Origin of the sequence: Halorussus marinus, from assembly GCF_004765795.1 — an archaeon.
Classification (GTDB): Archaea; Halobacteriota; Halobacteria; order Halobacteriales; family Haladaptataceae; genus Halorussus; species Halorussus marinus.
In genome coordinates, this window is the sequence record NZ_SBIV01000010.1 from 1 (window position 1) to 25,482 (window position 25,482).

Consider the following 25,482-nt stretch of genomic DNA (forward strand, 5'->3'; position numbering starts at 1 on the left):
CTAGTAGCGCGACGAACGCGACTACCAGCAGCCGCAGCACAGATTTCTTCCGTATTGTTTGGTGTGTCATCTTGTTGAGTTACCCCCAAATAAATTGGAAGTCAAGTGGTGCTGCGGTCGTCAGTTGATCAGCCGAGGCCGGTCGAACGACTGCGACTCGGTGTACCAGGTATCCTCGGTCGCGAAGACCCAGTAGGCCTCACCGGGGTTGAAGTTGCTGACCGTGATGTACTGGTATCCGTTGCCAACCTGGCCGTAGACAGCAGTCGAGCCGGAGACGCCGTCGGACACACTAGCGAGCGCTTCGTTAGTGTTAGCGGCCTGCTGACCTTCCTGCCACTGGCCGACGAGGTTCCAGCCCTCTTCGAGCTGGGTGGCCTGCGGCGTGCCGCCGTCGTCGTAGTCGCTCCCGCCGACGACGTTGTTGACGTTGACTTCGAATTCGGCGGACTCGTTGAGGGTCACGATGTACCCCTGGCCGCCCTGCATCGCGTCGAAGTCCTGCTTGTCGTCAGGCTTCGCCGGGTTGTAGGTCTGCCACTCGCCGCCGTCGTAGGTCATGATGCTGTCGACGTTCTCTTCGCCGCCGAGCTGCGTCACGACCTCGCTGGCGGAGAGCTCACCGGACGCGGCGGGCACGGACACGAAGTTCGCGCCGGCCGAGAGCTGACTTTCGAGGGTAGCGACCTCGGTGTGTCCCGTCGTGTCGTCGAAGTCGCCGAATCTCTCGTGGACGCCACTGGTGAACGTGACGTTGGGTGCGTCACCGGTCTGCACTGCTCCATCCACGGTTACCCTGAGTTGGTTCGGCGCGGTCGGGTGCACGGCCAGAACGTTCTGAGTGTCGACGCCTTCGACGCTGGCGTCAATCTCGTCCGGCTCTTCGTGGATCGAGACCGGCTCGTTGAACTGGACGTCGATGTGGGTGGTGTCACCGTCGTAGCTGGCGATCTCGGCGTCGACCGGCATCGGGTCGTTCGCATCAACGGCAGTCGAGCCGAAGTAACCCCAAGCGGACTCACCGCCAACCGCAGTGATGTCCTCCGCGGAGACATCGTAGTCACCGTCGCGCGGGACCTCGTACGTCGCTTCGTACGTGTAGGTACCGTCGTCGTTCTCGGTCTCCTCGAAGTGGTCCTTGTCGAGAGTCACGTCGAGGTTCTCACCTTCGACGACGAAGTCCTCCGACGAAAGGCGGATCGCCAGTGAGTCGACTTCCTCGTCCGCGTCGAAGCTGACAGTGACGTTCTGACCGTCAGCCGAGACGTCTTCGGAGTAGACGTTGAACCCGACTTCGAAGACGACCGAATTTTCGATCTCCTTGCCCACGGAGTCGGTCGCGTTGGACCAGATGTAGTCGTTTTCGCTGAGAGCCTCTGCGGTCACGTTCTCTTCGAGCGTGAGCGTGGCCATGAGGTTCTCTTCGTCGTACTCGACGCCGACGATTTCGTTGTTCTGGTCGCTCTCGTTCTTGTAGGTGAAGTTCGCCGTGGTCAGGTTTCCGCCGGAGCCGTTGAAGACCTGCTCGGAGAACTGCACCGTGATCTCGTTCGAGCCGTTCGTCGTCATCGCGGGACCGAGCATCTTCGGCGCGTCGCCGTCGGTCAGGTTGACGCTGACGGACGAGTTCACGCCGTTGCTGAGATCGTCGGTACCGCTAACAGCGTTGATCTGGACGGACTCGTTGTTCAGGTCGGCCGGCTGGACGACCTCGGTCGTGTGGATCGTGTAGGTCGTGCTCGCGTCACCGTCACCATGATCGGAGATGGAGACGTTTTCACCGTTGAACTCCGCGCTGGAGACCGGCTCGTTGAACGAGACGACGATTTCGTCAGTGCCCGCGTTCGTCTTGGCGGACGTGACATACGGACTCTCGGTGTCCTTCTCGACCGTGGCGATCACCGAGTCGGTGTGCCCCTGAGCCGAGAGGTCTTCGACCTCGACCTTGATGCCGAGGTTGTCAGTGTCCGAGACCGTCGAGAGGTTGAGTTCCGTACTCAGGTCGAGGTTCTCACCCGGACCGACTTTGCTCTGCGAGTCGTTGATGTCCGCGTTCCCCACGACCGACACGGTCACGTCGACCGTCTCGGACGTGGTGATGCTGAGACCACTGTACGGGTCGACGTTGCCGTTGTTGACATCGGCCGCGCTGTCGAGAGTGACCGAGGGACCGGTCGAGTCGCTCAGCGCGACAGCCTCGGTGCCGACGTTCGCACCGCCAGCGTCCTCGATAGCGCCCTGGCGGGCGTTGACGAGGTCGGTGCCGAGGGCCGAAGCGTCGACAGCGTCGTTGAGTTCGAGGGTGACGTGCGTCTTGCCCTCGTCCATGTACGAGCCCGTGACCGCGTCGATAGAGCTCGCACCGGCGTCGTTGTCGTCCTGATACGCGAAGTCGTCGGTGGTGAACGTTCCGTCGTCACCAACCGGGGAGACGCTCTCGTTGAACTCGACGACGACGGTGTTGGTACCGGCGTCAGCGTCGACGGACGTGATCTTCGGGAGGTACTGGTTGACGTGGAACGTTCCAGTCTCGTTGCTCGCGGCCTCGCCGAGTTCGCTGTCGGACGAGAGCGCGACGTAGTACCCGCTACCGTCGACTTCGGGAATTTCGAGCTTCTCGTCGATGTTGTCAGCGGGCTCGACGTCGCTTGCCGAGCCGAGGTCGGCGACGTGGACATCGCCGTTTGCGTTCTCTTGGTAGAGGTCGAAGCTGACAGTGGTGTTGACCTGGTCCTCGTAGTCGTACGTTACGGTGACGTTGTCACCGGGGCGCACGACGTTACCAACTTCGTCGACGGAGACGTCGTTGATGTCGGGACCCTCGTCGTTGATGACGACGTAGGCTTCTTTGGTCTGGGTGCTGTTCTCGTTGCCGGCACTGTCGGTGACAGTGACGTTCACCGCGTACGCGCCGTCAGTGAGGTTCGCCGAACCGCTATCGTAGTCGTCCAGGTCGATGGACAGCGACTTGCGCGTGTTATCGTCGACGTACTGCGAGTCGTCGATAGTGTACGCGTAGTCGTCACTCGAACCGTTGAGCGTGACGACGACCGACTCGGTGTTGTTCTCGTAGTAGTCGTACGTCACGTCGAGCAGTTCGTCGGACGCCGTACGGACCTCGCTGTTCGGCTTCTCGATGTCGAGCTGGCCGGGCGCGATGTCGTCGATTTCGACGACATCAGTCACAGTCGTATTGGCACTGTTACCGAGCGAGTCCGTCACGTTGACCGTGATATTGTAGGTGCCGTTAGTGAAGCCCTGACCGCTGAAGCTATCAGCCGACGCGTTGTTCAGCGTGAGAGTTTCGGATCCGTCACTATCTGCGAGAACGGTGTAGGTCGCGTTGTTACCGTCACCGTCGGCAAACACGACTTCAACGGAACCGGCACCCATGTTGGGTTCGTCGAAGCTGTAGTCGACAGTGAGGGAGTCACCAGTCCGCTTGTACTGAGTTTTGGTCGGACTGTCGAGAGAGACATTCTTCGGAGCCGTACCGTCAACGTCGAGAGCGCCCTTTTGAACGTCCGTCGCCGTGTTACCTGCCTCGTCCGTCACCGTGACGGTGAGGTTGTAGGTATCAGTACTCAGCCCCGTCGTGTCGAGGATGATCGAGTTGACACCAACATTCGTAGTCGTGTTGGTAGCGTACTCCTGCCCATCCAAGGTGAGAGCGGCCTTTACCGATGCGACACTGGATTCAGCATCGCCAGCAGTAAAGGTCGCGTTGACACTAGTCCCGGGCGCAACCGGAGAGGATTCTTTGATACCTTTAGCTGTTGCGGTGGGCTTTTTATCGTCAATCCGGAGTGCGTTTGCTTCCTCAGCACTACCAGTTAGACTGCCCGATGTGGAATTTGTCTCGGCTACGATGTCGTAAGTGCCGTTGGATAGCGCAGTCAGATCATCGATTGTGACTGAGCTGAAACTTTCGATATCCAGCTTCGTAATTTGGTCAGATCCATTCTCCACAGTGATGTCCACAGAGTTGACTTTATTTGCTGCGGAGACTTCCACAGTAAGGCTGTCACCACTCTGTAGAATCGCTTGTGAGCTCTGTGTCGGCGAATCAATAGTAACCGGCGGTGTATACGTCACCGCGTCACTCTTGGTCTTCTCATTCCCGGAGAAGTCAGTAGCAGTGACGGAGACATCGTTATTTCCGTCGTTCGCGGACACGCCCGAGCCATCAGACGGAATCTGGAAGGTACCGTTGTACGTCTTATCGTTAGACGTAGTCAGTTCCTCCGACTCTCCGAAACCGAATGCACTGAGGTCCGTCGTGACCGTATCGACACCTGCGTCGGCGTTGTCAGTGGCATTCGCACTGACGTAGAGCGTGTCACCGTCGGTGACGGTATCGTCACCGGCATTGTCGCGCACGGTGACATCGGAGACGGTCGGCTGAGTGTTGTCGATGAAGTTGAAGTTCGCCGTTGTGCTCTTGCTCGTATCGCCGCTGGTGATGTCATAGGAGACGGAACCGGTGCTGGTCACGCTACTGGTGTCGTACGTGACATCAAACGAGATCTCGGTAGCGCCGGTCTGGCCGCCATCTGCGAGCGATACTTCGGCCGTATTACCAGCCTGTGAAACTCCGGGATCAAGAGACACTTTGTCTGAGTTACCTGTTGCGGCGTTATCAACCTGCTTGATTGTAGCACCTTTGTCAGTTGCCGTCGACAGGTCGACAGTAACAGTGTCCGTATTGCCGGAGTCAATTGCTATATCGAACGATACTGTTTGTGTGGTCGTACCTTCACTGATGGGGACGTTCCCCGCGCTCCCGCCAGAGAGCGATTCCGTGTTCGCAGCCGCAGTCCCCGCGAACGCCACGGTGCCTCCGAAGACGGAGACGACCATGAGCGCCGAGAGGAAGACGGCGCGAAGCTTGTCGCGTGTTTGTTCTCTAGTCATTTTTGTTTTGTTTGACACGTTTAATGTGCCCCGGCTGGGGAGATATCCAGCCTACGTACTGTAGGCACATACTGTCGGTATATAGGCAGAGCATATAAAGCTATGGAAGGGATACATTTCAGAAGCTCTTAAGTAGAGAAGCCTTTGCGACCCCTGCCATCTTAGAGTCGCCTAAACCGGAGACGGGGGTCAGTAGTTCTGATGTCTTATGTTACAGAAATTAGAGGTTTCCGTCTAATTCAGCTCTGATTAATTCCTCGAACTCCTCCGTCTGACCGTACGTTTCCCGGTGGTCGAGCACGATCCGCCCCTTCTGAGTGACCTCGTACAGACCGCTGTTTTCCGCGGGGCCAACACGCCGGACCAACCCCAAGCTCGACAGGTGCGGGAGCCGCGTGTTGATGTATCCGCGATTCTTATCGAGGATCAACGCGAGATTCTGGGCCGTATTTCGGCCCCGATCGTCGAGGATTTCGAGAATCTCGAAGTCCGTCGGCTTCGCGAGCTTCATCGGTCTCGCTCCGCGAAATTGCCTGAGTGCCGATGCATATACTATAGCTACCTACCGATAGTATTCGGTGAGATCGTACAAAAGGGTTGTGAACGGGAGAAAGAGAGTAGACTTCGAAAGTTTGGAGATCGAGCCCTCAGCTCTCGTCGCGTTCTTCCAGAAGATTATCGATTTCGGCGTCGAAGTCAACGTCCTCGGCGTGATACTTCGATCGGTTCTCCGCCACGGCTCGCCCCTTCTCGGTGATGACGTAGAGCCCGCTGTTGGGGGCCGGACCAACCCGCTCGACGAGTCCGTAATCGGCCAAAACCGGCAATCGCGTGTTCACGTAGGCGCGGTTCTTATCGAGTTCGTGAGCCAGATTAACCGCGTTATCGCGTTTTCCGTCGGCGAGGGCCGCCAAGATATCGAAGTCTGTAGGCGTAGTGAGTTTCATTAATATACGCTACGTTGCGCTCCAGCGTATAAAGTCGGTTGATGCCAGCGACAAAAATACTGAGAGTACATACTTTCAGTATGGAACCGACGAGCGATCGATTCGACCGCTAGAACGGAGGGCAAGGGAGTCTAGAAGTGGTAGAGTAGGCGCTCTCTTAGGATGTATCGGGCGAGTCCTGGAACTCGGCTCCGTCGGTTGCCTGCGCAGCGAGTTCGAGATGTTCGATGATCCGTTCGTGTTCTTCGATCGCTCGTTCGATGTGCCGGCACATCTCTTCGGAGTCTCCGTCCGCATCAGCATGATAGGTGTAGAGAAGGTGCTGTTCGAAAGCACGGGAAGAGTGAGCGTTCGCATCGAGTAATGACTTGGCTACGAGCCACTCCCAGTTCTGCCAGTCGTCGCCGTCGGATACCTCTTCCAATATATCGCGTTTGGCCATGTGTCATCAAGTGAACTCTACTCACATATAAAATATTGTCTTTCTGAAATTTAAGCATCGCATACCTCCGCAATTTAAATGGGAAGAGTCATCCGGGGGAGAACACTACCGACATGGAATCGTTTTAACTATCAATATATTTCGAATCGAAATTCTATTACTGGTACCGCCGCATTCGACGGACATGGAAACGGTTTGTGCGAGTGATTATCACGACATCGTACAGGTCGCCGACCCGAGAGTCTCGCCCGACGGCGAGCGAGTCGCGTTCGTTCGGAAGGTACCGAGCGACGACGAGGAGTACGAGGCGACCGTCTACGTCGTCCCGATCGGCGGCGGCGAACCCCGGCAGTTCACGGTCGCCGAGGGAGTCGACAGCAGTCCGCGGTGGAGCCCGAGCGGCGATCGGCTCGCGTTCGTCAGCACTCGGGGGGCCGACGACGGCCGCCCGCAACTGTGGGTGATGCCGACCGACGGCGGCGAAGCCCGGCGGGTCACCGACGTGGCGGGCGGCGTCTCTCAGATCGCGTGGTCGCCCGACGGGGACAAGATCGCGTTCGTCCAGCAGGCGACGGCCGACGACCGCGAGACGGGTCGGGACACCGGGCTCGACGGCGAGGAGTACGAGCCCGACCAGCCCGACCCCCGCGTCATCGACCGGATGGTCTACCGGGCCGGCGAGCGGTACTTCGACGGCCGGCGCGATCACGTCTACGTCGCGGACCTGCGAGCCGACGGTGACGGCTCGGAAGCCGCGAGCGGTCGGTCGCCGCGAGCGGCCGTCCGGCGGCTCACCGACGGCGACTACGACCACACGACCCCCGAGTGGGGCGACGAGTCGACGCTGTACTTCGGCGTCCGGCGCACCGGCGATCCCGACGACAACATCGACCTCGACGTCGTGGCCTACGACCTCGACGCCGACGGGGAGGCCGAGACCGTGGTCGAGACCACCGCGTGGGGCCCGATGCTGGCGGCCACGGGCGACGGCCGGATCGCCTACGCGGAGACCCCCGAGGAGAACGCCACGCTCCGACAGACGGAACTGAAGGTGATCGACCGCGAGACCGGGACCGTTACCACCCCGACCGAGGACCTCGACCGGACGCTCTCGGCGGACGTGTCGGTCCAGTGGGGCCCCGACGAGTCGGAGCTCTACTTCTCGACGCCCGACGAGGGCGACGTCGCGGTCTGGCGCGCGCCCGGCGACGCGAGCGCCGCCCCCGAGCGCGTGGTCGCGGACGGACACGTCTCGGGCGGGTCGGTCGGCGCGGACGCCGTGGCGTTCGTCAGGTCCGAGTGGGACCACCCCGGCGACGTGTTCGTGACGACGCGGGCCGGCGCCGAGACCAGACGACTCACCCGCGTCAACGCCGACTACCTCGACGACCGGGCGATCGGTCGACCCGAGGAGATCCGCTTCGAGAACGAGTCGGGCGAGCAGATTCAGGGTTGGGTACTGACGCCGCCGGACTTCGATAGCGCGGCGTGGAACGCCGCGGAACAGTCGAGCGGCGACGAGCCGCGAGACCCCGACGAGCAGTACCCCCTCGCGGTCGAGATCCACGGCGGTCCCCACGCGATGTGGTCGACCAGCGGGACGATGTGGCAGGAGTTCCAGGTGTTGGCGGCGCGGGGGTACGTCGTCTTCTGGTCGAACCCCCGCGGGTCGACCGGCTACGGCGAGTCGTTCATGTCCGCGGTCGGCGAGGGCGGCTGGGGGCCGGTCGCCGCCGAGGACGTGCTGGCCGGCGTCGACGACGTGGTCGACCGGGAGTACGTCGACGCGGACGACGTGTTCGTCACCGGCGGGAGCTACGGCGGCTACATGACGACGTGGCTCGTCGGCCACACCGATCGCTTCTCGGGCGCGGTCAGCCAGCGGGGCGTCTACGACCTCAACAGCTTCTACGGGTCGACCGACGCGTTCAAACTCATCGAGTGGGACTTCGACGCGACGCCGTGGGACGACCCCGAGTTCCTCTGGGAGAACTCCCCCGCGGCGTACGCCGATCGGGTCGACACCCCGACCCTGCTCGTCCACAGCGACGACGACTATCGCGTCCCGGTCAGCAACGCCGAGATGCTCTATCTCATGTACAAGAAAAACGGCGTCGAGACCCGGCTGGTCCGATACCCCCGCGAGGGCCACGAGCTCTCGCGGAGCGGCGAGCCCGGCCACGTCGTCGATCGGCTAGAACGCATCGTCCGGTGGTTCGACGGCTACTCCGATCACCGCGACGTGGCGCCGGCGCTCGAACGCGGCGACGAGGGGCTGTCGGCGAGCGAGGACGATCCGGAGGCGAACGGCGAGTAGCGCGACGGCCGGTCCCCTGCGATGTTGTCTCACACCGAGGGCCGTTTCCGACCCCCCGAACGATCGGGCAGATCGGGCGACTGCGACGGGCCGTTCACCTGAAACGAAGGGGTTCGATCGGGGCGAACCGCGGGTCGCGACCGATCGGTCGGTCGGGGCCGGCGGTGTGTCAGTCGACGATGATGTTCGAGTCGCCGTCCTCGATCACGGTCGGGTCCGGCTCGGGCTGCATCTCCGCCTCGTAGCGGTCGATCCAGTCGGCGAAACACTCGGGACAGAGACGCTGGCTGTCGATCTGCGACCGGTCGACGGTGAGTCGGACCGTGCGCGCCAGCGCGTCGGAGACGTCGTCGCCGCAGTCGTCGCACGGGGCGGCGTCCTCGCTTCCCATGGTCGGGCGGTGTCGCGGGCGATATTTAGTTGTTCGCGTCCGGGCCGCGCCGACACGGCCCGGCGCGACCGGCCGGGTTCCCAAGCCTTTTGACTGACTAGTCAGTAAGTCCGATAACGAATGGACGACCGACCGACCCGAGACATCCTCGACGCGACGTATCTCGCGCTCTGCGAGCACGGCTTTGCCGACCTGACCGTCCAGGACATCGCCGCCCACACCGAGACAAGCAAGGCGACGATCCACTACCACTACGACAGCAAGCGAGACCTGTTCGTGGCCTTTCTGGCGGACCTCTACGAGGGCTACACCGACCACATGGACGGGGTGACCCGCGAGTCGCCCCGCGAGGAGCTTTTCGCGCTCGTCGAGGCCTCGCTCGAAGAGGGCGACGACGTGCCGGGCGTCGACTTCCGGACCGCGATGCTCGAGATCAAGGCCCAGTCGCCGTACGACGACGCGTTTCGAGAGCGACTCCGGGAGTTCGACGACTACCTGTTCGAGCGCATCCGATCCGTGGTCGCGGCCGGCATCGAGGCCGGCGAGTTCGACGACGACGTCGACCCCGACCGCGTCGCCGAGTTCCTGACGACCACGATCTCCGGCGCCCACACCCGCCGGGTCGCGGTCGACCACTCGCTCGACCGGCTCCGCGAGACGCTGATCGAGTACGTCGAGCGAAATCTGGTCGCCGACGAGACGGCCGAGGTGAGCGCCTGATGGGCGTCCTCGACTCGCTGTTCCGGGGCCGCGAGGAGTTCGACCTCACGTCGGGCGACGTGGGCAAGCCCCTGTTTTTCCTGTCGCTTCCCATCGTCGTCACCAACCTCTTTCAGACCGCGTACAACCTCGCGGACACCTTCTGGCTGGGCCAGTACAGCACGAACGCGCTTGCGGCCATCAGCTTCGGCTTTCCGATGGTGTTCCTGCTCATCTCGCTGGGGATGGGGCTGTCGGTCGCCGGTAGCGTCCTCGTCGCCCAGCACACCGGCGCCGACGAACCCCGGGAGGCCGAGTACGCCGCGTCCCAGACGGTCACGTTCGCCGTCATCGCCTCGATCATCCTCGGCGGGATCGGCTACGTCTTCGTCGAGGAGTTCCTCGCGCTCCTCGGGGCCTCTCCCGACGTGCTCCCGATGGCGACCAGCTACATGCAGGTCATCTCGCTCGGGCTGGTGTTCATGTTCGGATTCTTCGTGTTCATCTCGCTGATGCGGGGCTACGGCGACACCATCACCCCGATGCTGGTGATGTTCGGGTCGGTCGTGCTCAACATCGCGCTCGACCCGTTCCTCATCTTCGGCTGGGGGCCGTTCCCCGAGCTCGGCATCGAAGGGGCCGCCATCGCGACCGTCTTCTCGCGGGGGCTGGCGATGGCGGTCGGGCTGGCGGTCATGTTCCAGGGGACGCGGGGCGTCCAGATCAACCTCCGGGACATGGGGCCGGACTTCGAGTACCTCCGGCGGCTCCTCCGCATCGGGCTTCCGGCCTCCGTCGAGGGGACCGGCAGGGCGCTGTCGATCAACCTCCTGCTTTTCATCGTCGGGATGTTCCCGACCACGGTCGTCGCGGCGTACGGCATCGGGACCCGGGTGTTCTCGGTCATCTTCCTGCCCGCCATCGCGGTGGCCCGCGGCGTCGAGACCATGACGGGCCAGAACGTCGGGGCCGACAAGCCCGACCGCGCGGCGCAGGCGGCCGGGCTCGCGGCCAAGGTGATGTTCGGCGTGCTCACGGGCGCGGGCGTCGTGGTCTGGTTCGGCGCGGGCGCGATTTCGAGCGTGTTCACGACCGACCCCGAGGTGGTCGCGGTGTCGGCGGAGTTCCTGCGATACGTCGCGCTCTCGTTCGGATTCATCGGGATCATGCGCTCGTACACCGGGAGCTTCCGCGGGGCGGGCAAGACCCTGACCGCGGCGGCCATCTCGGTCCTGATGCTCGGATTCATCCGACTGCCGATCGCGTGGTTCGCCGCCGGGCCGCTCGGCGAGACGGGCATCTGGCTCTCGTTCGCCATCTCGAACGTCGCGGGCGCGGCGATCGCCTACGCGTGGTACCGCCGGGGAACGTGGCGTGACGCCGACCTCACCGAGACCGAGGTCGCCGACGACGACGAACCGGGGGTCGCGGCCACCGACGACTGACCGCCGACCACGCGAACGCTTTTGTTGTGAGGCGTCGACGGTTCGGTGATGGAGGACCGCGACAGAGTCGCCGTCGCAGTCGGTAATCCCGACAACGTCGACCAGCTGGTGCGGACCGCGATCGACGTGGCCCGGGACCGCGGCGGCGAGGTCGTCGTGGTCGCGGTCCGGGTCACGCCCCGGGAGTCGCCGTTCGGGCTGTTCACCGACGAGGTCATCGCCCGTGAGTTGGGCGGCGAGCGCCGGGCGCTGCTCGATCGCGCGGTCGACGTCGCCTCCGGCACCGACGTTCCGGTCCGGGGCCGGCTGTTCGTCGCCGGCTCGGTGGCCGACGGCGTGCTCCACGCGATCGACGAACTCGACTGTGGCTGTCTCGTCGTCGGATGGCAAGACCGCACCCGGGAGAACGCGATCCTCGGGACGAACGTCGACCGGATCGTGCGCCGGGCCGACGCCGACGTGCTCGTCGAGAAGATCGGCGCCGTCGCCGACGGGGTCGAGGCGGTGTTGTTGCCCGTCGCCGAGAGCCCGAACGCCGACCTCGCGGCCGCGGTGGCGCGAGCCATCGCGGCCGGCAACGACGCTCGGGTCGACCTGCTTCGGGTCGCCGACTCGCCCGCACAAGAGCCGGCCGCCCGCGAACTGCTCGCCGACGCGAGCGGACGCTTCGGGTCGGTCCCGGTCGAGACCGAGGTCCGGGTCGGCGACGTCGCCGACGCCATCGTGGCGGCGTCGGCCGACCGGGACGTGACCGTCCTCGGGGCGACCCGAACCGGGCAGATTCGGCGGCGGGTCGTCGGCTCGACGCCGCGAGCGGTCGGGCGGCGCGCCGAGGGGTCGGTGATCGTCGCGAAGAAGCGAACGCCGTCGCTGGTGGGGCGACTACTGGGGCGATAGGGAGTCGGGCGCCGATCAGGCCGTCCGGAACGCCCGGTCGCCCGCGTCGCCGAGTCCGGGGACGATGAACCCCTCGTCGTCGAGGTGGTCGTCGATCGAGACCGTCAGCAGGTCGGCGGTCGGGAACTGCTCGCCCACCCGGAGCAGACCGTCTGGCGCGCTGACCGCCGAGAGCACGAACAGGTGCTCGGGGTCGGGCTGTTCGTCGGTGATGCGGTCCATCACCGCACACATCGTCGAGCCGGTCGCGAGCATCGGGTCGGCCACGATGACGGTGTCGTCGGCCGTGATCTCGGGGAGTTTGACGTAGTCGATGGTGATCGGGAACTCGCCGTCGTCGTTCATTCCGGCCTCCTCGTCGCGGCCGGCCGAGATGACTCCCTGCTTGGCCCGGGGGAACGCCTTCAACAGCCCCTCGACGAACGGGGTCGCGGCCCGCAGAACGTTGATGATGACCACGTCGTCGAGCCCCTTGACGCGCTGGCCGGTCGTCTCGGTCAGCGGCGTCTCGATCGAGACGTACTCGGTCTCCATCGCGCCGTCGATGATCTCGTAGCCGCAGATCCGGCCGAGCTTGACGAGGCCCTTCCGGAACGCGACCTGTTCGGTCTCGACGTCTCGGAGATTCGAGAGGGTGTCTTGAGCGAGCGCGTGCGTGATGAGCTTGGCGTCCCCGCGGTCTTCGATGGTCATGTCTGTGCGTATGGCGGTGACGCGGGGGCTTATCTCTTAATATGGCGAGCCGCCCCGGCCGAACGTCACCGAATCACGAGGTGGGTCACCACGGCCAGCAGCGCCGCGACCGCCGCGATCGTCTGCCACTCGTAGGCCAGCACGTCGAGAAACGACAGCCCCCAGACCACCGCGACCGCGAAGAGGCTCGACAGCACGAGGTTCATCGCGGCGAGCACGCGCGGGTCGCCCTTCGAATCGGTCATCCGGCGGGTATCGCGGCCCGATCGACTTATCTCTTGCCCGACACGGCCGGTAGACCGAAGGTCGCGGGCGACGACTCGACGGCCCGTGCTGGAGAACGATCGGGGAGAGGCGGTCGATCCGGTGCCGTTTCTGGTGGTGGCGACGCTGGGCGCACTCGTCTGCTACAGCTTCGGACCGGGGTACCTGCTGGCGTTCGGGGTCGGGGTGGCCGAAGGGCTCGCGGTCTCGACGGTCGCCGCGCTCGCCACGACCGCGGTGGCCTACCACCGGTTCGTCCGGACCCGCCGGCCCGAACACCGGGGCGAGATCCCGGCCGAGGCGCGAGTCCGGCGACTGCTGGTGGGGGCGCTCGCGGTCGCGGGCGTGTTCGTGCTCCTGTCGGTGCCACTGCTCGGACCGTAACGCTTTCGGGCCGGCGTTCGTAGGGCCGACGATGCGCGAAGTCGAGGCCACGACGTTCGTCCCGGAGTCGCCGACGGTCGTCCGACGGGCGCTCGCGCCCGCGGCGGTGGTCGAGTACGAAGGGAGCTTCGACGTCCGGGGCGTCGAGGAGACCGACGACGGGTGGACGGTGACCGCGGGCGCGCGCGGCCTGACCATGCACCTCGACTTCGAGGAGCGCGAGGACGGCCTCGCCTACCGCCAGCGCGGCGACGGCGGCCCGTTCGACGCGATGGAGACCACCGTCTCGGTCGAGCCCGAAGACGAGGGGAGCCGCGTGAGGATGCGGTCGCGGGTGAGCCTCGGCCTCCCGCTCTCGGCGGTCACCGACCGCGTGGCGGCGTGGAAGCGACGCGGCGAGCTACGACGGGCGCTCGACGCGCTCGCGGCCGACCTCTGAGTCGCAATCGCGGCGTCGCCGGCGGCTCGGCGAGCCGCGGGTGCTGAGACCCGGGACCGACCAACGGCACCCTTTTATCGCCGGGACGATTTCGTGATAAACGATGACACTTGCCGACCGAATCGCGACGTTCCGAAGCCAGGTGGAGGAGTGGCTCCACGGCCTCTACCACGGAATGATCGAGCACCCGGCGTTCGAACTCGTCGAGAAGGAGGCCGAGGACACCGAGGACGCCTTCATGTTCGCGTGCTTCGCCGACGCGTTCGGCATCCCGAGCCCGGCCTCCTACTACACCGCCGAGCTCCTGCCGTACCTCGGCGACGAGTTCGAGCAGTGGGAGCGCCGGATGTGGGACCGCGAGAGCCTCATCGAGCGCAAGGGCCAGCAGTACCACTTCTAAGATGAACAAGTTCGTCTTCTTCGGCGGCAAGGGCGGGGTCGGCAAGACCACGGTGTCGTGTGCCTACGGCCTGAAGTGCGCCGACGCGGGCCTGGAGACGCTCGTCGTCTCGACCGACCCGGCCCACAGCACCGCCGACGTGTTCGACCAGCAGTTCGGCGACGACCCGCGGGCGGTCGAGGGCCGCGAGAACCTCTGGGCGATGGAGATCGACCCCGAAGAGGAGGTCGAGCGCCACATGATGGACATCAAGCGGACGATGACCGATCAGGTGAGCGCCGGGATCGTCAACGAGATCGACCGCCAGATAGAACTGGCCCACCGGACGCCCGGCGCCTACGAGGCCGCGCTGTTCGACCGCTTCATCGACGTGATGCGCGAGGCCGACGAGTACGACCGGGTCGTGTTCGACACCGCGCCGACCGGGGGCACTCTCCGACTGCTCGGACTGCCCGACTTCCTCGAAGGGTGGATCGCGCGCCTGCTGGAGAAACGCACAGAGAGCATCGATCTGTTCGAACGGGCGGCCATCGGCGACCGGGAGGCCCGCAAGAAAGCGAGCGAGGACCCCATCATCGCGCGGCTCACCGAGCGCAAGGAGATGTTCGAGTTCGCCGGCGACACCCTCCGGAACGACGCCTCGTTTTACCTCGTGTTGAACCCCGACGAGCTCTCGATCCGGGAGACCGAGCGAGCGATCAAGGACCTGACCGAGTACGACCTCGGAGTCGCGGGACTGGTCGTCAACAAGGTCGCGCCCGCGCCCGACGCCGGCGAGGACGGGACCGGCGCGCGCTACCTCCGGGAGCGCTACGAGAACGAGCGCGACCGCATCGACCGGATCCGCTCGGAGTTCGACGCCCCCGTCGTCGCCCGGATCGAACAGCGCGTCGAGGAGGTCAAAGGCGACCTGCTCGCGGAGGTCGCGGCCGAACTCGACATCGACGTCCCGACGGTGGAAGCCTGAGTCGACAGCCAGAAAGTTTTCATCGGGAGCGTGTTCGGCCATATGACTCTTTTTTCGCTCGAAACGGAACGATACCGCTTCGGGCCGGCGTCTGACGGCGATTTCGAACTGTCATTTCTAGCTAAAAATCAAGACAATCTTTAAGTCCCTATTTTCCGTGTCTCGGAGTGAGGCGACATACCATGGTACAAGTAATGTGGCTGGTGGTTTCGGTGCTCGCAATATTCACCGTGGGGTACTTCGGGTACTCCAGATACCTCGCCCAGTTCGTCGAACTGGACGGGGACAAAGAGACGCCGGCCCACAAGTACGAGGACGGACAGGAGTATGTACCGGCCAAAAAGCCGGTGCTGTTGGGGCATCACTATTCGAGTATCGCGGGCGGGGCGCCCATCGTCGGGCCCATCACGGCCGGACTCATCTGGGGTTGGGTTCCGGCGCTGCTGTGGATCGCGGTCGGGAACCCCCTGATGGGCGCGGTCCACGACTTCGTGTCGCTGTCGGGGAGTCTCCGACACGAGGGGAAGTCGATCGGGTACATCATCGGCGAGTACATCGGCGACGACGGCAAGAACATGCTGCTGTGGTTCGCGTTCCTGACGATCATCCTCGTCGTCGCCGTGTTCGCGTTCGTGGTGGCGCTGGTGTTCCAGGAGTTCCCCAGCGCGGCCACCGCGAGCATCCTGTACATCGGGCTCGCGTTCGTGTTCGGGGTGTATCTCTACCAGCTCGACGGACCGTTCATCCCCGGGACGATCGTGTTCGTTGCGGGCGTGTTCGCGAGCGTCTGGGTCGGGATTCAGTACCCCATCGCGCTGAGTCAGGGGACGTGGATCCCCATCGTGCTGGGCTACGCGTTCGTCGCGAGCGTCCTGCCGGTGTGGATGCTGCTACAGCCCCGTGACTACCTCTCGTCGTTCCTGCTGTACGCCGGCGTCGGCGGCGCGCTCCTCGCGATCATCGTCGGGACGCTCATCACCACGCCGTCCCAAGCGCTCCAGACGAACATCCCGGCCTACAACGGGTTCTGGGGTAGCGACTCGTTCGGCGTCGTGAGCCCGCTGTTCCCGATGCTGTTCGTCACGATCGCGTGTGGCACCATCAGCGGGTTCCACTCGCTGGTCTCGTCGGGGACGACCGCGAAGCAACTCAACAAGGAGACCGACGCCCGGCTCATCGGCTACGGCGGAATGCTCGGCGAGGGACTGCTCGCCGTGGTCGCGCTGTCGGCGGTCGCGGTCGTCGGCATCACCCCCGAGGGCGCGACCGGCGGTATCGGGCTCGCACTGCCGAACTTCGCGGAGGGCGGCGGCATCATGCTCACCAGCTTCGGCATCCCCGTCGAGTACGGCGCGCCGTTCATGGCGCTGGTCATGGTGAGCTTCCTGCTCACCTCGACCGACACCGCGCTCCGACTCGGTCGGTACATGCTCGAAGAGATCATCGGCACTCCCGAGTCGCAGGTCGAGGAGGTCGCGACCAACCGCTACGCGAACGCCGGCTTCCAGTCGCTGGTCGCGTACGGGCTCATCGCGTCTGGCACCTGGACGCCGCTCTGGCAACTGTTCGGCAGTGCGAACCAGTTGCTCGCGGCGCTCGCGTTGCTGACCGCGACGGTGTGGCTGGCCAACTGGAGCGCGAACAAGCAACTGGTCAGCACCGGCGTGCCGATGGCGATCATGTCGACGATCACCATCCTCGCGCTGGTGTACCTCCAGTACTACCAGAACCTCTACCAGGGCATCATCCTGGGCGAGTCGTCGACGGCGCTGTGGTCGCTGGTGCTCCAGATCGCCATCGGGACGGTGCTCCTGGTGTTGGCGCTCGCACTGCTCCGGAAGGGGTACGGTAACATCCAGCAGGCGCGGCGCGGTCGGGCGGGTGCGCCCGCGACCGACGGCGGCCGACCGCAAGAAGACGACTGATCGACCGACGGCGCTTTCTTTTTTATCGCCAGAGCGACCGGACGAGCCGCTCGACCAGCCCGGGCTCGGCCTCGGGGACGGCGTCCCAGAGCCGGAAGGCGGCCGCCGCATCTGCGTTCGTGCTGGCGACGAGTCGCTCGCGGTCGGGGGCCGCGACGACGAGGTTGAGCTCGTAGCGGCCGTAGAAGCCGAACTTGATGAGCGTCCGGTCGCGGAACCCCTCGACGAACTCCCGGACCGGGTCGGTGAGTTCGGGGACGACGAGGACGAACGTGAACTCGGTCTCGAAGTGCTCCTCGTCGGCGACGATCCAGTCGTCGGCGAGGTCGTGGCCCAGTTCGACGAGCCGTTCGAGTTCGGGAACCGTCGCGGCGTCGGCCCGGCGCGCGAACAGGTGCTCTTTGGCCTCGTGGTTCGCGTAGTTGAGCGCCGGGTGGAACAGCTGTTTGCGATTCTCGACCCGAACCTCGCCGTAGAGGTCGAAGCGCTCGCCCCGGACCCGGTAGCCGTTCTCCAAGTCGAAGCTGTACATCAGCCGATCGCTCACGCGGTCGAGGTACTCGTCGTCCCAGTCGGGCACGTCGTCGGGGACGGCCGCGTCCGGGACCCCGTCGGAAGCGACCGGCTCGTCCGGACCCCCACTACTTTCGCTCATGCGTCCGGATCGTAGGGGTGGACGTCGTCGACCGCCGGCGCGCCGACCGCGAGAACCCGAAGCGTCTCGGTCGCGTCCGCGGGGTTGAACGCCCGCTGGGGGCTGTCGGGCTCGACGACGAACAGTTCGTCCTCGTCGGCGACCAGTTCGCCGTCGGGAGTCTCGACGTGGAGCGCCCCGGAGACGACGTAGAACAGTTCCTCCTGGTCGTCGTGGTAGTGGTACGCCAGCGGAATCTGGTCGCCGGGGGCCGCCTCGTAGAGGTTGACCGCCGCGTTCTCCAGCCCCGCGAGGTCGCCGAGCGCGCGCTGGACGCACGGTCGATCGGGCGTCGGGTCGACCGACGACGGGTCGATGACGTGGTATCCCATGTGTGACCACAGTTCGCAGGAGTTTAAATACCCTCGGACGCCGAGAGCCCCCGCGGGCGCCTCGCGGGCCGGCCGCGCGAGCCCTCGAAACCGCCGAAACCTTAAGAGTCGACGCGTCCAACGATCGGACACGACTCACACATGGACGACAAGCGAACCGAGGCGTGTGGTCGGTGTTCGATGACCGCCGTCGTCTCGATGACGACCGACGACGGCGAGCGCGAATCCGCCGGGCACAACCCCTTCGACGGCGAGCGCATCGAGGTCGAGGAGGCCGAGTTGAAGGCGGTCAACCGCCACGTCGTCTTGCTCGGGCGGCTCAAGCGCCGACTCGACGAGATGGCGACCCGGCTGACGTACGGTCGCTGAGGGCGGTTCGACCCGGCCTCAGCCGCCGCCCACCGCGACCGACAGGTTTCGCTCCGCGACGGTCACGTTCGTCCCGCGCACGAACTCGTCGGGGCCGGCGAGCACGACCGTCCACTCCTCGCCCGGCGACCGGACGTCGATCGTCGCGCCGTCGACCGTCCAGGTCCCGTTCGCGGCGGGCGCGCGCGCGTCGAGCGACGCCGCGAACGCCGCGGCGAACTCGCTGGCGTTCGCCGCGTCGTCCCACCGCAACGCCCACACGTAGCTCGCGTTGCCGGACGCGCGCCGGAACGTGTACAGCGTATCGTTGCCCCAGCCGGCGGCCCCGCGGACGGCGCGCGACTCGCCGAGCCCGTTTTCGAGCGCGGTCCGGACGAACGCCTCGCCGAGGGTGTCGGTCCCGACCTGCCGCCAAGCCGACCCGGTGGCGTTCGCGGTCGCGGGGAGCGACCGGGCGGGTTCGGCTCCGGGCGGGTAGCCGTGGAGCACCTGTTCGCTCGTCCGGGGCGGTCGCTCGTAGACCGCCGCCAGCCGGGCGGGCGAGTCGATCCGGCTCGCGACGTAGCGGTGGCCGGCGATGTACTGGCGGTTCGCGTACCGCTGGCGGCTCCCGGGCGCGAGCCGGCGGTCGTACGCGGTGTAGAACTCGGAGTTGAGCCGGTCGCCGTCGGCGTAGCGCCGGAGGTACGCGTCGGTCGCGAACACCGCCGCGCCCTCTATCACGCTCCGGACCACGAAGCTGGTGTCCGTAGTCGATCGCGGGAGCGCGCGCCGGAGTTCGGCGCTCCGGCGGTTCTTGAACTGGACGTAGTGGACGTACTCGTGGGCCAACACCCACTCGATCGAGGCGGCGGTGTGGTTCGCCGGCGGGTACAGCCGGATGCCGCCGAACAGAGTGGTGATGCCGTTGGGAATCCGGCGGCGCTCCGACCGGGTGAGAGTCGACTCGAACTCGACGCCCGCGAGCTTCCAGAACCGGTAGAGATGAGGTCGACGGTCGGGGTCGGCAGTCGTGTTGTCCGTCGGAGTCTCGTCGGTCGCGTCGGTAGCCGTCGTCTCGTTGTCGAACCGGTCGACGACGTGTACGTACTCCGGCGGGGTGACGTTGGTGCCGAGAACGCGCTGGACGCGGGCGAAGACCCGCGTCTGGTTCACCGGTAGCGGCGCGCCCCGGGCCTCGATGGTGTCGTCGTCGCTGTCGGCCGTGCGAGTCTCGCCCGTCGTCGTTTCGGCCGGGTCCGACGCCGTCGGCTGTTCGGTGGCGGTGCCCGGCGCCGCCGTCTCGGAGGGCCGGTCGGCGACGGCACGCTCTTGGTCGCTGACAGCGGTCGGGGCGGTACAGCCGGCGGTCACCAGCAACGCGGCGACGAGTAATGTCGCCGTCCGGGAAGACGCGGCCATGTCAGGCGGTCGTCGTCTGATCGGCGGTCGTGTTTCGGGCGGTCGTCTCCTCGGTCGTCGTGTTCAGTTGGTCGTCGAGCGAGACGGCCGTCTCGGCCGCCGCCGGGAGTTCGACCGACACGTCGTCGCCGTAGCCCGAAAAGCGGAGCCGGAGTTCCTGGTGGAGGTCCATCTCCTGACCGCGGACGGACACGGTGGAGTTGATCGACGTGTCGGACTTGACCGGGAGGTGGGTGTCTTTCGCGATCCAGTACGTGACCGAGACGTTCTCGACCGTGCCGACCTGCCTGTTGGTCACGTTGGCCGAGAGGTTGGCGTACCGCTCCGGATCGGGGGCGGCCCTCAGGACGTAGGTTTCGGTACCGTCGACCGTCTGTTCGCCCACCAACTCGGCGCTCGAGATGTTCAGGAGTTCGCGCTGTCGGGTGAGCGTGTCGAGGGCCGACCACCGCTGGGAGAAGTTACCCGAGAGGTTCTGGCGGACCCACTTCGAGGAGAACGTCCGGGTGAACTGCGGGCTCCGCTGGTAGAGCGTCCGATCCACCACGTAGGTCGAGACGGTGCTCGACCGGCCGGCCACTCGGGCGGTCCGGTTGATGCGGAGTTCGCGGTCGAGTCGGTTCACCGCGCCGGTCGAGTTGGTGACCGTCCGGCGCCGGACGTTGTTCGACGAGACGACGGTGTCGATGTGGGCGCCGATGCGGTACGTCTCGACGTCGGCCATCGCCGAGACGCCGGTCCGCTTGACAGCGGTGGCGTTCGCCGACGACGCGGAGATCGTGTCGTCGGTCGCGGCGGAGTCGGTCTGCGTCTCGGTAGCCGCGGTCGCGTCGGTCGCGGCGGAGTCGGTCGCGGCGGAGTCGGTCGCGGCGGAGTCGGTCGTGGTTTCGAGGTCGGTCGTGGTTTCGAGGTCGGTCGTGGTCCCGGGGTCGGTCCCGCCGCCCGAACAGCCCGCCAGAACGACGAGCGCGGCCAACAGGAAGGCGATGAACGCGTTCCGTGGACGTGACATTCGGAAAGTGGTCGGTTCCTGACAGCATAAAAGCTCCGATTGCGCAACCGACGCGACGTTCACGCGCCGGATCGGCGGGAGAGTGACATCCCAAACCGCCGGAGGACGGAACGGGGCATCGATAGCCCGACTCTCGCGGCCGGGGCAGGCGAGCGCCCCGCGTCATCGGTAGTCGCTACGGCGGGGCGCCGGCGAGGGACAAAAGATAAACCCGCCCGCGCCTTACGGTCGCCGACCAGAATGGAAGAAAGCGTTTCGGGCTTCAAGCTCCGCGGGAACTGGGGCGACATCGTCGAACACGGGGAGCGCATCACCGAAGCCCTCCGCGAGGCCGACGCCTCCGGCGACGCGTACGAGGAGTGGGACGAGTGGCGACCCAAGCACCACGAGCGACTCGGCGAGGACGTCTCGGAGAAGACCTCCGAGCAGGCCTCGGTCGCCGAGGGCAAAGGCGAACAGGAAGGAAAGGCTCCCGACGACGACCTCAAGACCGCGGGCGAGAAGATCAGCGAATCCTACGAGAAACTCGAAGAGGAGAAAACCGACGAGGCCGTCGACAAGTGGCAAGACTCGGTCAACTACGTCGCGCGGGCCGCCGACTCCGCGAGCCGAAAGGCGATCCGGAAGGTCGAGGACACCGTCTACCAGAAGGTGATGACCCGGCTCGCGCCCTACTACTTCGACAACGACCTCATCAGCGCCAACGTCCAGCGGGTCGGCCGCGGCGACGGCGAACCCGAGTTCGTCTTCGAGGTCAACGTCAACGACGACGACCTCAAGGAGATGGTCTCCGAGAAGCTCGCGGACTACGAGAGCGAGATCGACCGCTGGCACGTCGACACCGAGAAGCGCACCGACACCGTCGAGGCCGCCGAGGGCGTCGAGCCTCCGGCCGAGCCCGAGGAGTCGACGCCCAACACGAACTGACCGCCCGGGCGTGCCAACGGGCTCGCACGGAGAGTTCGGCCGCAGGCCGGTACACTATTCTATCGCCGGTGATAGGTTGAGATATGGTCGCGAGCGGCGTCGTCACGTTGGTAATCGCTGGCATCGCTAGCCTGTTCATGGCGTGGGCCATCGGCGCGGGATCGTCGGGGTCCACCCCGTTCGCGCCGGCGGTCGGCGCGAACGCCATCTCGGTGATGCGGGCGGGGTTTCTGGTCGGACTGCTCGGGTTCGGGGGTGCGGTCTTGCAGGGCGCAAGCGTCTCGGAGGCGGTCGGGACCGAGCTCATCGGCGGCGTCGAGCTCACCGCGATCGCCGCGACGACGGGGCTGCTCGTCGCGGCCGCGCTGGTCGCGTTCGGCGTTTTCACCGGCTATCCGATCGCGACCGCGTTCACCGTCACGGGCGCCATCGTCGGCGTGGGGCTGGCGATGGGCGGCGAGCCCGCGTGGGCGAAGTACCGCCAGATCTCGGCGCTGTGGATCCTGACCCCGTTCGTCGGGAGCGCGTTCGCCTACACCACCGCCAAGCTGCTCCGGTCCGAACGCACCGCCGAGCGGGTCGTGATCCCGCTTCTGGGCGGGTTCGTCGGCCTCATCATCGCCAACATCAAGTTCGCGATTCTGGGACCGGGCGACGCGAGCCGGTCGATCGCCCAGAGCGCCGCGGCGAGCCTCGACCTCGCGACGGTCGCGGGGCTCGATCTCGGACAGGTCCTCGCCTCGCTCGCAATCGGCGGGGCCGCCGCCGGGTTGCTCTTCGCGGACGTGAACAGCGACCTCGAAGCCGGACAGCGTCACTTCCTGCTCGCGCTCGGGAGCCTCGTCGCGTTCTCGGCCGGCGGATCGCAGGTCGGGCTCGCCATCGGACCGCTGGTCCCGCTGTTGGACCCGTTCGAGATCCCGCTGGTCCCGGTGCTGGTCGGAGGCGGACTCGGCCTGCTCGCGGGTTCGTGGACCGGTGCGCCCCGCATGATCAAGGCCATCGCGCAGGATTACTCGGCGCTCGGGCCCCGGCGCTCGATCGCGGCGCTCATCCCCTCGTTCGCGATCGCGCAGGTCGCGGTCTTTTTCGGGATTCCGGTGTCGTTCAACGAGATTATCGTCAGCGCGATCGTCGGGAGCGGCTACGCCGCGGAGGGCGGCGGCGTGAGCCGCCGGAAGATGGGCTTTACCGTGCTCGCGTGGCTCGGCTCGCTGGTGTTGGCGATAGCGGTCGGCTACGGCGCGTTCGCGGCGATACGGATGGTGTGAGAAGACCGATCGCAGTCGGGACGCTCGCGGTCACCCCTCGGTTTCGACGCCGTCTTCCAGTTCGGATTCGGCGTCGCCGTCGACTTCCTCGCGCTCGGCCGGGTCGAGTTTCGTCACGCGGGCCTTCATGATCCGGGTGTTCTCGACCTGATCGACGTGGAGGCGGACCCCGTCGTAGGTGATGTCTTCGCCCTCCTCGACCAGCCGGCCCGCTCGGTTGAAGATGAACCCCGCGATGGTCTCGAACTCCTCGCCCTCGGGGAGATCGATGTCGAGTGCCTCGTTGACCTCGTCGATGTTGAGTTCGCCCTGCACGATGACGGTGTCGTCGTCGACGTACTCGACCGGCTCTTCTTCCTCGCCTTCGAGGATGTCGCCGACGATCTCCTCGACCATGTCCTCCATCGTCACCAGCCCCTCCGTGGTGCCGAACTCGTCGATGACGATGACCATCTGCATCCGGTTCTCGCGCATCTCGGTCAGCAGTTCGTCGACGTTCTTGCTCTCGGGGACGTGGAGCGTGGGCTGGATGACATCTTCGAGCGAGAGGTCGTCGTTCTCTCCGTACGTGTTCTCCCGGACGAGGTCCCGGATGTGGATGATGCCGATGACGTTGTCGAGGCTCCCCTCGTAGACCGGGACGCGCTCGTGGCCGCTCTGGACCAGCGTCTCGATGGCCTCGTCGATGCTGGCGGTCTTGGACACCGCGGTCATGTCGAGTCGCGGGGTCATCACCTCCTTGGCGATGGTGTTGTTGAACCGGAAGATGCGCTGGAGCATCTCGCGCTCGTCCTCTTCGAGGACGCCCTCGCGCTCGCCGGTCTCGATCATGTCCTGAATCTCGTCGCGGGTGACGTACGAACTCTCGATTGCCGACCCGCCGCCGGTGACCTGATTGATAACGCGAGTGAGATAATCGAAGAAGACGACCAGCGGGAGCAGGAAGTACTCGGAGTACTTCAGGGGTCTGGCGATGCGAAGCGACCACGACTCGGTGTTCTCGACCGCGTAGGACTTGGGCGCGCTCTCGCCGAACAGCAAGACGAGCGCGGTGATGCCGAAGGTGGCGACCGCGACCGCCTCCCCCTGCGAGAGGTGGAACGCGAGCACCCCGGTCGCGATCGACGACATCGCGATGTTGACGATGTTGTTGCCGACCAGAATGGTGACCAGCAGTCGGTGGGGGTCGCTCTTGAGCGCGGCGACGGTGTCGGCGCCCGGCATCCCGTCCTCGACCAGCGCGTCGACCCGGTGTTTCGGGAGCGAGAACATCGCGATTTCCGACGACGAGAAAAACGCCGAGAGCCCGATGAGAACGAGGATAGCGACTGCTCCGAGCCACGTCAGGAGCCCCTCCGTGAGGGTGACCCCGAGGATCTCGGCGGCGGGGGTCGCCTGCGCGAGCGCGAGTAGGGGTATCTGGGGAGACACCATTTAACAGTCCATCTTCACAGTCGGAAGGATTAACTCTTTATTCTTTTCCCCGGATAGGACTTCGAACTGCCGGGAGCGAAGACCTTACACCCGCTTCGGTCCAATCGTCGTCTATGAGCCACTCGACCGACGATCCGTCGATCACCCTGTATCGCTTGCAGGCGTGTCCGTACTGCGAGCGCGTCGTCCGCAAACTCGACGAGTACGGTCTCGACTACCGATCGCGGTTCGTCGAGCCGATGCACAGCGACCGCAACGCGGTCAAGCGCGCCAGCGGCAAGCGGTCGGTCCCCGCCATCGTCGACGAGTCGACCGGCGTCACGATGAGCGAGAGCGGGAACATCGTCGAGTACCTCGACCGGACCTACGGAGGGGCCGAGTAATGGTCGAGTTCGACGTCGTCGACCTCCCCGAGACCGATCACGTCGCCGAGGGCGACACCGCGCCGGACTTCACTCGACCGCTGGTCACCGACGAGTACTGGGAGGACGCCGCGCTGTCGGACCTCGCCGAGGAGGGGCCGGTACTGCTCGTGTTCTACCCGATGGACGGCGCCTTTCCCGCGACGTACGTCTGGAACGAACTGCGCGACCGGGCGTGGGAGGACGACTACGACGTGACGGTCGTCGGCCTGTCGATCTCCGACCCGTACGCCCACAAACAGCTCGTCGAGGAGCGCGGGATGGACTACCGGCTGTTCTCGGACCCCCAGAACGGGGTCGCCGAGTCGTACGGCGTCGTCCACGACCTCGACGGGATGGCGGGCGTGAGCGAGCCCCGGCCCGCGGCGTTCCTGCTCGACGAGGACCGGACCGTCGAGTACGCGTGGGTCGCCGAGGAGTGGCCCGACTTCCCCGACTACGACGAGATCGAGGCGGCGCTCGACGCCGCGTAGCGTTCTCGACCGACGCGCCTTTT

26 protein-coding genes are annotated in these 25,482 nt (G+C 65.5%); 14 read left to right on the forward strand and 12 right to left on the reverse strand.

Going from position 1 to position 25,482, the window contains the following annotated elements; all coding sequences use genetic code 11:
- Positions 1 to 120: 120 nt before the first annotated feature.
- The 4 genes from EPY72_RS16675 to EPY72_RS16690 all read right to left on the reverse strand — a co-directional run bounded on the left by EPY72_RS16675 (position 121) and on the right by EPY72_RS16690 (position 6,303).
- Entirely contained in the window at positions 121 to 4,914 is a 4,794-nt protein-coding gene (locus EPY72_RS16675) for a surface glycoprotein (RefSeq protein WP_135807154.1), read from the reverse strand.
- Between the two features lie 220 nt (positions 4,915 to 5,134).
- Positions 5,135 to 5,425, reverse strand: a complete 291-nt coding sequence (locus tag EPY72_RS16680) for a winged helix-turn-helix domain-containing protein (protein ID WP_135807155.1) — start codon at positions 5,423 to 5,425, stop codon at positions 5,135 to 5,137.
- Between the two features lie 136 nt (positions 5,426 to 5,561).
- Complete coding sequence (locus tag EPY72_RS16685) at positions 5,562 to 5,861, reverse strand: MarR family winged helix-turn-helix transcriptional regulator (RefSeq protein WP_135807156.1); 300 nt, start codon at positions 5,859 to 5,861, stop codon at positions 5,562 to 5,564.
- Between the two features lie 157 nt (positions 5,862 to 6,018).
- Complete coding sequence (locus tag EPY72_RS16690; protein ID WP_135807157.1) at positions 6,019 to 6,303, reverse strand: DUF8103 family protein; 285 nt, start codon at positions 6,301 to 6,303, stop codon at positions 6,019 to 6,021.
- A gap of 184 nt (positions 6,304 to 6,487) precedes the next feature.
- On the opposite strand from EPY72_RS16690, the gene EPY72_RS16695 reads away from it, so the two are divergent.
- Positions 6,488 to 8,620 carry an alpha/beta hydrolase family protein gene (locus EPY72_RS16695; protein ID WP_135807158.1) on the forward strand — a complete coding sequence of 711 codons (2,133 nt, stop codon included), beginning with the start codon at positions 6,488 to 6,490 and terminating at the stop codon, positions 8,618 to 8,620.
- A 169-nt stretch (positions 8,621 to 8,789) separates the two neighbouring features.
- On the opposite strand, the gene EPY72_RS16700 is transcribed toward EPY72_RS16695, so the two are convergent.
- On the reverse strand, positions 8,790 to 9,011 hold the full coding sequence (locus EPY72_RS16700) for a DUF7569 family protein (protein ID WP_135807159.1): 222 nt from the start codon (positions 9,009 to 9,011) through the stop codon (positions 8,790 to 8,792).
- Between the two features lie 120 nt (positions 9,012 to 9,131).
- On the opposite strand from EPY72_RS16700, the gene EPY72_RS16705 reads away from it, so the two are divergent.
- Genes EPY72_RS16705 through EPY72_RS16715 form a run of 3 tightly spaced genes read left to right on the forward strand, consistent with a single transcriptional unit; the run spans position 9,132 to position 12,052 of the window.
- The gene (locus tag EPY72_RS16705; RefSeq protein WP_134671192.1) at positions 9,132 to 9,731 is read left to right on the forward strand and encodes a TetR/AcrR family transcriptional regulator; all 600 of its coding nucleotides are present in this window, start codon (positions 9,132 to 9,134) and stop codon (positions 9,729 to 9,731) included.
- Positions 9,731 to 11,155 (forward strand): MATE family efflux transporter, encoded by a 1,425-nt coding sequence (locus EPY72_RS16710; protein ID WP_134671193.1) that lies wholly within the window; start codon positions 9,731 to 9,733, stop codon positions 11,153 to 11,155. Before EPY72_RS16705 ends, EPY72_RS16710 begins: the two co-directional genes overlap by 1 nt.
- Positions 11,156 to 11,203: 48 nt before the next feature.
- Positions 11,204 to 12,052: a universal stress protein gene (locus EPY72_RS16715; RefSeq protein WP_134671194.1), complete on the forward strand. Its 849-nt coding sequence runs from the start codon at positions 11,204 to 11,206 to the stop codon at positions 12,050 to 12,052.
- A gap of 15 nt (positions 12,053 to 12,067) precedes the next feature.
- On the opposite strand, the gene upp is transcribed toward EPY72_RS16715, so the two are convergent.
- Positions 12,068 to 12,745, reverse strand: a complete 678-nt coding sequence (gene upp, locus EPY72_RS16720) for a uracil phosphoribosyltransferase (RefSeq protein WP_134671195.1) — start codon at positions 12,743 to 12,745, stop codon at positions 12,068 to 12,070.
- Between the two features lie 65 nt (positions 12,746 to 12,810).
- On the reverse strand, positions 12,811 to 12,990 hold the full coding sequence (locus EPY72_RS16725; protein ID WP_134671196.1) for a DUF8107 family protein: 180 nt from the start codon (positions 12,988 to 12,990) through the stop codon (positions 12,811 to 12,813).
- An 85-nt stretch (positions 12,991 to 13,075) separates the two neighbouring features.
- On the opposite strand from EPY72_RS16725, the gene EPY72_RS16730 reads away from it, so the two are divergent.
- The 5 genes from EPY72_RS16730 (at position 13,076) to EPY72_RS16750 (ending at position 17,124) form a co-directional block, all read left to right on the forward strand.
- On the forward strand, positions 13,076 to 13,393 hold the full coding sequence (locus EPY72_RS16730; protein ID WP_134671197.1) for a hypothetical protein: 318 nt from the start codon (positions 13,076 to 13,078) through the stop codon (positions 13,391 to 13,393).
- 31 nt (positions 13,394 to 13,424) lie between these two features.
- On the forward strand, positions 13,425 to 13,832 hold the full coding sequence (locus EPY72_RS16735; protein ID WP_135807160.1) for an SRPBCC family protein: 408 nt from the start codon (positions 13,425 to 13,427) through the stop codon (positions 13,830 to 13,832).
- A 103-nt stretch (positions 13,833 to 13,935) separates the two neighbouring features.
- Entirely contained in the window at positions 13,936 to 14,232 is a 297-nt protein-coding gene (locus EPY72_RS16740; protein WP_134671199.1) for a DUF7990 family protein, read from the forward strand.
- Between the two features lies 1 nt (position 14,233).
- Complete coding sequence (locus tag EPY72_RS16745; protein ID WP_135807161.1) at positions 14,234 to 15,199, forward strand: ArsA family ATPase; 966 nt, start codon at positions 14,234 to 14,236, stop codon at positions 15,197 to 15,199.
- Positions 15,200 to 15,381: 182 nt separating this feature from the next.
- Entirely contained in the window at positions 15,382 to 17,124 is a 1,743-nt protein-coding gene (locus tag EPY72_RS16750; RefSeq protein ID WP_134671201.1) for a carbon starvation CstA family protein, read from the forward strand.
- 22 nt (positions 17,125 to 17,146) lie between these two features.
- Here the strand turns inward: EPY72_RS16750 and EPY72_RS16755 are convergent, their stop codons facing one another.
- Together EPY72_RS16755 and EPY72_RS16760 are read right to left on the reverse strand one after the other, a co-directional pair.
- A complete protein-coding gene (locus EPY72_RS16755; RefSeq protein WP_134671202.1) occupies positions 17,147 to 17,779 on the reverse strand; it encodes a DUF8052 family protein in 633 nt (210 codons plus the stop codon).
- Positions 17,776 to 18,150 carry a cupin domain-containing protein gene (locus EPY72_RS16760; RefSeq protein ID WP_134671203.1) on the reverse strand — a complete coding sequence of 125 codons (375 nt, stop codon included), beginning with the start codon at positions 18,148 to 18,150 and terminating at the stop codon, positions 17,776 to 17,778. The genes EPY72_RS16755 and EPY72_RS16760 overlap by 4 nt, the downstream gene beginning before the upstream one ends.
- Before the next feature lie 141 nt (positions 18,151 to 18,291).
- Here EPY72_RS16760 and EPY72_RS16765 point away from each other — a divergent pair, with 141 nt between their 5' ends.
- The gene (locus EPY72_RS16765) at positions 18,292 to 18,519 is read left to right on the forward strand and encodes a DUF8007 family protein (RefSeq protein ID WP_134671204.1); all 228 of its coding nucleotides are present in this window, start codon (positions 18,292 to 18,294) and stop codon (positions 18,517 to 18,519) included.
- Positions 18,520 to 18,537: 18 nt separating this feature from the next.
- On the opposite strand, the gene EPY72_RS16770 is transcribed toward EPY72_RS16765, so the two are convergent.
- Positions 18,538 to 19,920, reverse strand: a complete 1,383-nt coding sequence (locus EPY72_RS16770) for a hypothetical protein (RefSeq protein WP_135807162.1) — start codon at positions 19,918 to 19,920, stop codon at positions 18,538 to 18,540.
- A gap of 1 nt (position 19,921) precedes the next feature.
- A complete protein-coding gene (locus EPY72_RS16775) occupies positions 19,922 to 20,932 on the reverse strand; it encodes a DUF6612 family protein (RefSeq protein WP_135807163.1) in 1,011 nt (336 codons plus the stop codon).
- A gap of 240 nt (positions 20,933 to 21,172) precedes the next feature.
- Between EPY72_RS16775 and EPY72_RS16780 the strand changes: the two genes are divergently transcribed.
- Together EPY72_RS16780 and EPY72_RS16785 are read left to right on the forward strand one after the other, a co-directional pair.
- The gene (locus tag EPY72_RS16780; RefSeq protein WP_134671207.1) at positions 21,173 to 21,859 is read left to right on the forward strand and encodes a DUF5828 family protein; all 687 of its coding nucleotides are present in this window, start codon (positions 21,173 to 21,175) and stop codon (positions 21,857 to 21,859) included.
- 83 nt (positions 21,860 to 21,942) lie between these two features.
- Positions 21,943 to 23,130 carry an inorganic phosphate transporter gene (locus EPY72_RS16785; RefSeq protein ID WP_134671208.1) on the forward strand — a complete coding sequence of 396 codons (1,188 nt, stop codon included), beginning with the start codon at positions 21,943 to 21,945 and terminating at the stop codon, positions 23,128 to 23,130.
- Between the two features lie 30 nt (positions 23,131 to 23,160).
- On the opposite strand, the gene EPY72_RS16790 is transcribed toward EPY72_RS16785, so the two are convergent.
- The gene (locus EPY72_RS16790) at positions 23,161 to 24,564 is read right to left on the reverse strand and encodes a hemolysin family protein (RefSeq protein WP_134671209.1); all 1,404 of its coding nucleotides are present in this window, start codon (positions 24,562 to 24,564) and stop codon (positions 23,161 to 23,163) included.
- A 113-nt stretch (positions 24,565 to 24,677) separates the two neighbouring features.
- On the opposite strand from EPY72_RS16790, the gene EPY72_RS16795 reads away from it, so the two are divergent.
- Positions 24,678 to 24,947: a glutaredoxin family protein gene (locus EPY72_RS16795; protein ID WP_134671210.1), complete on the forward strand. Its 270-nt coding sequence runs from the start codon at positions 24,678 to 24,680 to the stop codon at positions 24,945 to 24,947.
- A complete protein-coding gene (locus EPY72_RS16800; RefSeq protein WP_134671211.1) occupies positions 24,947 to 25,459 on the forward strand; it encodes a redoxin domain-containing protein in 513 nt (170 codons plus the stop codon). Before EPY72_RS16795 ends, EPY72_RS16800 begins: the two co-directional genes overlap by 1 nt.
- The last annotated feature ends 23 nt before the right edge of the window (positions 25,460 to 25,482 follow it).

Coding starts and splice junctions, on each gene's coding strand:
- EPY72_RS16675 (WP_135807154.1), bottom strand. CDS start 4,914: ATGACTAGAGAACAAACACGCGACAAGCTTCGCGCCGTCTTCCTCTCG.
- EPY72_RS16680 (WP_135807155.1), bottom strand. CDS start 5,425: ATGAAGCTCGCGAAGCCGACGGACTTCGAGATTCTCGAAATCCTCGAC.
- EPY72_RS16685 (WP_135807156.1), bottom strand. CDS start 5,861: ATGAAACTCACTACGCCTACAGACTTCGATATCTTGGCGGCCCTCGCC.
- EPY72_RS16690 (WP_135807157.1), bottom strand. CDS start 6,303: ATGGCCAAACGCGATATATTGGAAGAGGTATCCGACGGCGACGACTGG.
- EPY72_RS16695 (WP_135807158.1), top strand. CDS start 6,488: ATGGAAACGGTTTGTGCGAGTGATTATCACGACATCGTACAGGTCGCC.
- EPY72_RS16700 (WP_135807159.1), bottom strand. CDS start 9,011: ATGGGAAGCGAGGACGCCGCCCCGTGCGACGACTGCGGCGACGACGTC.
- EPY72_RS16705 (WP_134671192.1), top strand. CDS start 9,132: ATGGACGACCGACCGACCCGAGACATCCTCGACGCGACGTATCTCGCG.
- EPY72_RS16710 (WP_134671193.1), top strand. CDS start 9,731: ATGGGCGTCCTCGACTCGCTGTTCCGGGGCCGCGAGGAGTTCGACCTC.
- EPY72_RS16715 (WP_134671194.1), top strand. CDS start 11,204: ATGGAGGACCGCGACAGAGTCGCCGTCGCAGTCGGTAATCCCGACAAC.
- upp (WP_134671195.1), bottom strand. CDS start 12,745: ATGACCATCGAAGACCGCGGGGACGCCAAGCTCATCACGCACGCGCTC.
- EPY72_RS16725 (WP_134671196.1), bottom strand. CDS start 12,990: ATGACCGATTCGAAGGGCGACCCGCGCGTGCTCGCCGCGATGAACCTC.
- EPY72_RS16735 (WP_135807160.1), top strand. CDS start 13,425: ATGCGCGAAGTCGAGGCCACGACGTTCGTCCCGGAGTCGCCGACGGTC.
- EPY72_RS16740 (WP_134671199.1), top strand. CDS start 13,936: ATGACACTTGCCGACCGAATCGCGACGTTCCGAAGCCAGGTGGAGGAG.
- EPY72_RS16745 (WP_135807161.1), top strand. CDS start 14,234: ATGAACAAGTTCGTCTTCTTCGGCGGCAAGGGCGGGGTCGGCAAGACC.
- EPY72_RS16750 (WP_134671201.1), top strand. CDS start 15,382: ATGGTACAAGTAATGTGGCTGGTGGTTTCGGTGCTCGCAATATTCACC.
- EPY72_RS16755 (WP_134671202.1), bottom strand. CDS start 17,779: ATGAGCGAAAGTAGTGGGGGTCCGGACGAGCCGGTCGCTTCCGACGGG.
- EPY72_RS16760 (WP_134671203.1), bottom strand. CDS start 18,150: ATGGGATACCACGTCATCGACCCGTCGTCGGTCGACCCGACGCCCGAT.
- EPY72_RS16765 (WP_134671204.1), top strand. CDS start 18,292: ATGGACGACAAGCGAACCGAGGCGTGTGGTCGGTGTTCGATGACCGCC.
- EPY72_RS16770 (WP_135807162.1), bottom strand. CDS start 19,920: ATGGCCGCGTCTTCCCGGACGGCGACATTACTCGTCGCCGCGTTGCTG.
- EPY72_RS16775 (WP_135807163.1), bottom strand. CDS start 20,932: ATGTCACGTCCACGGAACGCGTTCATCGCCTTCCTGTTGGCCGCGCTC.
- EPY72_RS16780 (WP_134671207.1), top strand. CDS start 21,173: ATGGAAGAAAGCGTTTCGGGCTTCAAGCTCCGCGGGAACTGGGGCGAC.
- EPY72_RS16785 (WP_134671208.1), top strand. CDS start 21,943: ATGGTCGCGAGCGGCGTCGTCACGTTGGTAATCGCTGGCATCGCTAGC.
- EPY72_RS16790 (WP_134671209.1), bottom strand. CDS start 24,564: ATGGTGTCTCCCCAGATACCCCTACTCGCGCTCGCGCAGGCGACCCCC.
- EPY72_RS16795 (WP_134671210.1), top strand. CDS start 24,678: ATGAGCCACTCGACCGACGATCCGTCGATCACCCTGTATCGCTTGCAG.
- EPY72_RS16800 (WP_134671211.1), top strand. CDS start 24,947: ATGGTCGAGTTCGACGTCGTCGACCTCCCCGAGACCGATCACGTCGCC.